Source organism: Streptomyces sp. SID1328, from assembly GCF_009865595.1.
Classification (GTDB): Bacteria; Actinomycetota; Actinomycetes; order Streptomycetales; family Streptomycetaceae; genus Streptomyces; species Streptomyces griseoluteus.
In genome coordinates this window covers 1-4,911 of the sequence record NZ_WWKH01000332.1, presented here as the reverse complement: position 1 = coordinate 4,911, position 4,911 = coordinate 1, and the positions used below count along the sequence as shown (strand labels likewise).

The window sequence follows — 4,911 nt, the reverse complement described above, 5'->3', positions numbered from 1 at the left end:
GTGCCACGAAGAGTCCAGCCCCCGCCCCCCTTCCCTGCGGAATCGGTTCCGCTGAGCTCAGCAGCGCGCATCCCGACCGACCCGACCAAGCCCCCCGGGGTGTCGTTCCGGGTGCGGACGGGGGTGGGGCGGCCGCGGACGGGCGACGCCGGGCGGGACAAGGCCGGGCGGGACAAGGGGGAGGGTCAGCCGCAGGCGCCGGGGACGGGGACGAAGGGCGCCGGGGCCCGCGACCGGGCGCAGGCGCCGGTGAGCGCGGGGAGCGGGCGGGGCAAGGGAAGCGACCAGCCGCAGACGAGGGGCGTGGTACTGGCCGCTCCCCCAGGGGAACCGCCCCTGTCACCGGCCGCGTGGACCCGGCGCGCCCTGGCCGCCCTGCGCCACGGCCGGCATCGGCGGGGGCGGGGCCGCGTCGTGCTGCTTCTCGGAGTGGCGGTCGCCCTCGGTGTGGCACTACTGAGTCTCGTGCGGGTCGCTCCCGATTCCGGGCCCGGCACTGCCGAGGCCGAGCCGCGGCATCCGGCCAGGCTCAAGGTCGAGCCCTCAGCCGGGGTTTCCGCCACCGTCCTCGCCGTACCGCCGGCGTCGAAGGCTGCGGCCTCCGTTCCCACGTCCGCGCGGCCCACGCCCAGCAGTGCGGGCAGCGGTCCCGGCAGCCCCCGTGCCCAAGCGAGCGCTACGCCCACCGCGCGCTCCAGCGGGACGCCGCGGGCTGTCGTACCGCAGACCCCCACCGCACCCGAAGCTCCCGCGACGACCCCACCGGCGCCCACAACGGCACCGACGGCACCGACTCCCACAGCGAGCGCCTCAGCGCCTCCTCCGGACCACAAGGGCCTCTGCGTGCCCGTACTCGGTGTGTGCCTGGAACTCCGGTAGGAGCCCTCAGCCCGTCTCGCCGCGCCGCGCCAGCAGCCACGGCTCGACCATGCCCAGGCCACGCACCGAGCGCTGCCACATGGGCTGGAGGGCGAAGCGGTAGTCGGGAGGGGTCTCGCCCTCCTTCTCGGCCGCCGCGGCGGCCTCGGCCGCCTCGGCCTCGGAGGCCGGGGCGACGCCCGTGCGGACGAGCTCCTCCGCGAAGGCGCTGTCGACGAGGACGGCGTCGCGGGGAGCGATCGAGGTCAGCCGGGAGGCGAGGTTCACGGTCGTGCCGAAGACGTCGCCCATGCGCGTGGTGACCGTGCCGAAGGCCATGCCGACCCGCAGCTCGGGCATCGTCTCGTCGTTGGAGAGCGTCTCGACCAGGCGGAGGGCGATGTCCGCGGCGGTGGCCGCGTCGTCGGCGACGTAGAGGACCTCGTCGCCCAGGGTCTTGATGAGCCGGCCCCCGCGTGCGGCGACCAGGTCGGCGGCGGTGGTCTCGAACGCCTCGACCAGCTCGCCGAGTTCCTCCTCCTCCATCCGCCGGGTGAGCCGGGTGAAGCCCACGAGGTCGGCGAAGGCGACGGCGAGCCGCCGGTCGACCATCTCCGCGTCGTCCACGTTCTGCACCACCCGCCCCGCGGACGCGGCGAGCTGGCGGCGCCAGACGTAGACGAGGAACTCCTCCAGCTCGGGCAGGAGCAGCTCGATGATCGGGTACGTGACCTCGGTGCGGGTCATGCCCGGCTCGGGGGGCTCGGTCAGCCCCTCCAGGAAGGAATCGATCTGCCATTCGGCCAACCGGGCGGTGGTCTGCCCGGTGGAGCGCGCCACCTGCACCGCCATGGCCTCGCTGAGCAGCCCCGCCTCGACCAGACCGGCCAGCCGCCGCAGGGCGAGTACGTCGGCCTCGGTGAGCGCCTTCGCCTGGCCTATGTCGGCGAAGCCCATCGCCCGCCAGAAACGGGACGCCAGCTCCATGGAGACACCGGCACTGCGGGCGGCCTGGAAGGGGGTGTAGCGGCGCTCGGCGCCGAGGATGAGCTGTTCGAGGCGGAGGGCGAGCGGGTCGTCGCCGGGGTCGGGGGCATCGGGGTCCACCCGGCCCTCCGCGCCCGCGCCGGATCCCGTGTCGTCGACGCTCACGCCTGCTGCCCTTCCGATCTGCCGCGGTCAGGTACCGACCGGCCTCAACTCTACGGCAGGTGTGCGCCAGCTCACTCCGCCGGGACCGCCCACCGGACGCACCCTTCACCCCCCGGAAGCACCGCCCGGCGCGCACCGCGCACGGCGGGGGCGCGGCCCGGCGTCCCCACGCCCCTCTGCCCCCTTTCCGGGGCCGGGAACGCCCGTTCCGCCGCCGGACACCGCCCGCTACGCCGGACGCAGGTGCACGATGTCCCCCGCTCCCACGGCCTCCCGCACACCCTCCGCCGTGGCGATGACCAGCCGTCCGTCGCCGTCGATCGCGACCGCCTCGCCCACCAGCGCCCGGTCGCCGGGCAGCTCCGCGCGGACCTGGCGGCCGAGGGTGGCGCAGCCGGCCGCGTAGGTCTCCTGGAGGGTGCTGGTGACGGGGTCGCCACCGGCGGAGCGCCAGCGGCCGTACCAGGTCTCCAGGGAGCGCAGCACCGAGCGGAGCAGGGTGTCGCGGTCGGTGGACACCGCGTCGGCCAGCGCCAGCGAGCCCGCCTGCGGGACGGGGAGTTCGTCGGCGCGCAGGGAGACGTTGAGGCCGACACCGACCACCACGCCGTCCTGGCCGGCGCGCTCGGCCAGGATGCCGCCCGCCTTGCGCTCCTCGCCGCCGACGGTGACCAGCAGGTCGTTCGGCCACTTCAGGGCCGTGTCGACCCCGGCCGCGCGGGACAGGCCGGTGGCCACGGCGACGCCGGTCAGCAGCGGGAGCCAGCCCCAGCGCTCCAGGGGGACCTCGGCGGGGCGCAGCAGGACGGAGAAGAAGAGGCCCGAGCGCGGCGGAGCCGTCCAGCGCCGGTCCAGCCGCCCGCGGCCGGCCGTCTGCTCCTCCGCGACCAGCACCGCGCCCTCGTCCGCCGCACCGGAGGCCGCGCGGGCGACGAGGTCGGAGTTGGTGGAGCCGGTGCGCTGGACCACGTCGACCGAGGTCCACAGGCCGCCCTCGTGGAGGAGCCCGCGGCGCAGCGCGGTCACGTTGAGCGGCGGACGGTCCAGGTCGGACCACCGGCTGGGACCTGAGGCATTGTGCGGCGTCATGCAAGTAACCCTAGGTGTGGGAAAGACCGCACTCCTGAGAGGTGGGCCCCGCACTACGCTACGGATGAGTAAACGTCCCCCCTTTTGAGCAGGCAGGGAGCCGCATCCCGATGTCCGAGCCGGAAGAGCGTCACGACACCGACATCCACACGACCGCCGGGAAGCTCGCGGATCTCCAGCGGCGTATCCACGAGGCGACGCACGCCGGCTCGGAACGCGCGGTGGAGAAGCAGCACGCCAAGGGCAAACTGACGGCCCGTGAACGCATCGAACTCCTCCTGGACGAGGATTCGTTCGTCGAGCTGGACGAATTCGCCCGTCACCGTTCCACCAACTTCGGCCTGGAGTCGAACCGCCCGTACGGCGACGGTGTCGTCTCCGGGTACGGCACGGTGGACGGCCGTCCCGTGGCCGTGTTCTCCCAGGACTTCACCGTCTTCGGCGGCGCCCTCGGCGAGGTGTACGGCCAGAAGATCGTCAAGGTCATGGACTTCGCGCTGAAGACCGGCTGCCCGGTCATCGGCATCAACGACTCCGGGGGTGCCCGCATCCAGGAGGGTGTCGCCTCGCTGGGCGCGTACGGCGAGATCTTCCGCCGCAACACCCATGCCTCCGGGGTGATCCCGCAGATCAGTCTGGTCGTCGGCCCGTGCGCGGGCGGCGCGGTCTACTCCCCGGCGATCACCGACTTCACGGTGATGGTCGACCAGACCTCGCACATGTTCATCACCGGCCCCGACGTGATCAAGACGGTCACCGGTGAGGACGTCGGCTTCGAGGAGCTGGGCGGCGCCCGCACCCACAACACCAACTCCGGCGTGGCCCACCACATGGCGGGCGACGAGAAGGACGCGATCGAGTACGTCAAGCAGTTGCTGTCGTACCTGCCGTCCAACAACCTCAGCGAGGCCCCGGCCTACCCGGAGGAGGCGGACCTCGCGATCAGCGACGAGGACCGCGAGCTGGACACCCTCGTGCCGGACAGCGCGAACCAGCCGTACGACATGCACACCGTGCTCGAACACGTCCTGGACGACGGGGAGTTCTTCGAGACGCAGGGCCTGTTCGCGCCGAACATCCTCACCGGGTTCGGCCGGGTCGAGGGGCACCCGGTGGGTCTGGTCGCCAACCAGCCGATGCAGTTCGCGGGATGCCTCGACATCAAGGCGTCCGAGAAGGCCGCCCGGTTCGTGCGCACCTGCGACGCGTTCAACATCCCGGTGCTGACCTTCGTGGACGTGCCGGGCTTCCTGCCCGGCGTGGACCAGGAACTGGACGGCATCATCCGGCGCGGCGCCAAGCTGATCTACGCCTACGCCGAGGCCACCGTCCCGCTGATCACCGTCATCACCCGCAAGGCGTTCGGCGGCGCGTACGACGTGATGGGCTCCAAGCACCTGGGCGCCGACCTCAACCTGGCCTGGCCGACCGCGCAGATCGCGGTGATGGGCGCGCAGGGCGCGGTCAACATCCTGCACCGCCGCACCATCGCCGAGGCGGAGACCGCCGGCACGGGCGAGGAGACGCGGGCGCGGCTGGTCCAGGAGTACGAGGACGCGCTGCTCAACCCGTACGTGGCGGCCGAGCGCGGCTACGTGGACGCGGTGATCATGCCGTCGGACACCCGCGGGCACATCGTCCGGGGGCTGCGTCAGCTCCGTACGAAGCGGGAATCCCTCCCTCCGAAGAAGCACGGCAACATCCCCCTGTAGGACAGCGCCGACGGGAGCCGTCATGAACATCAAGGTCGTACGAGGCAACCCGACCCCGGAGGAGCTGGCCGCCGCCCTGGCGGTGGTCCGCGCCCGCGCC

At 73.0% G+C, this 4,911-nt stretch carries 4 protein-coding genes; 2 read left to right on the top strand and 2 right to left on the bottom strand.

Going from position 1 to position 4,911, the window contains the following annotated elements; all coding sequences use genetic code 11:
* Window positions 1–885: 885 nt before the first annotated feature.
* Complete coding sequence (locus tag GT030_RS09840) at window positions 886–2,010, bottom strand: adenylate/guanylate cyclase domain-containing protein (protein WP_161200768.1); 1,125 nt, start codon at window positions 2,008–2,010, stop codon at window positions 886–888.
* Between the two features lie 228 nt (window positions 2,011–2,238).
* Window positions 2,239–3,099, bottom strand: coding sequence for a biotin--[acetyl-CoA-carboxylase] ligase (locus GT030_RS09835; protein ID WP_161200767.1), 861 nt, complete (start codon window positions 3,097–3,099; stop codon window positions 2,239–2,241).
* A 110-nt stretch (window positions 3,100–3,209) separates the two neighbouring features.
* Between GT030_RS09835 and GT030_RS09830 the strand changes: the two genes are divergently transcribed.
* Both GT030_RS09830 and GT030_RS09825 read left to right on the top strand, forming a co-directional pair.
* Window positions 3,210–4,811 carry an acyl-CoA carboxylase subunit beta gene (locus tag GT030_RS09830; RefSeq protein WP_161200766.1) on the top strand — a complete coding sequence of 534 codons (1,602 nt, stop codon included), beginning with the start codon at window positions 3,210–3,212 and terminating at the stop codon, window positions 4,809–4,811.
* 22 nt (window positions 4,812–4,833) lie between these two features.
* A partial coding sequence (locus GT030_RS09825) for an acyl-CoA carboxylase subunit epsilon (RefSeq protein ID WP_161200769.1) occupies window positions 4,834–4,911 on the top strand: 78 nt, incomplete at its 3' end.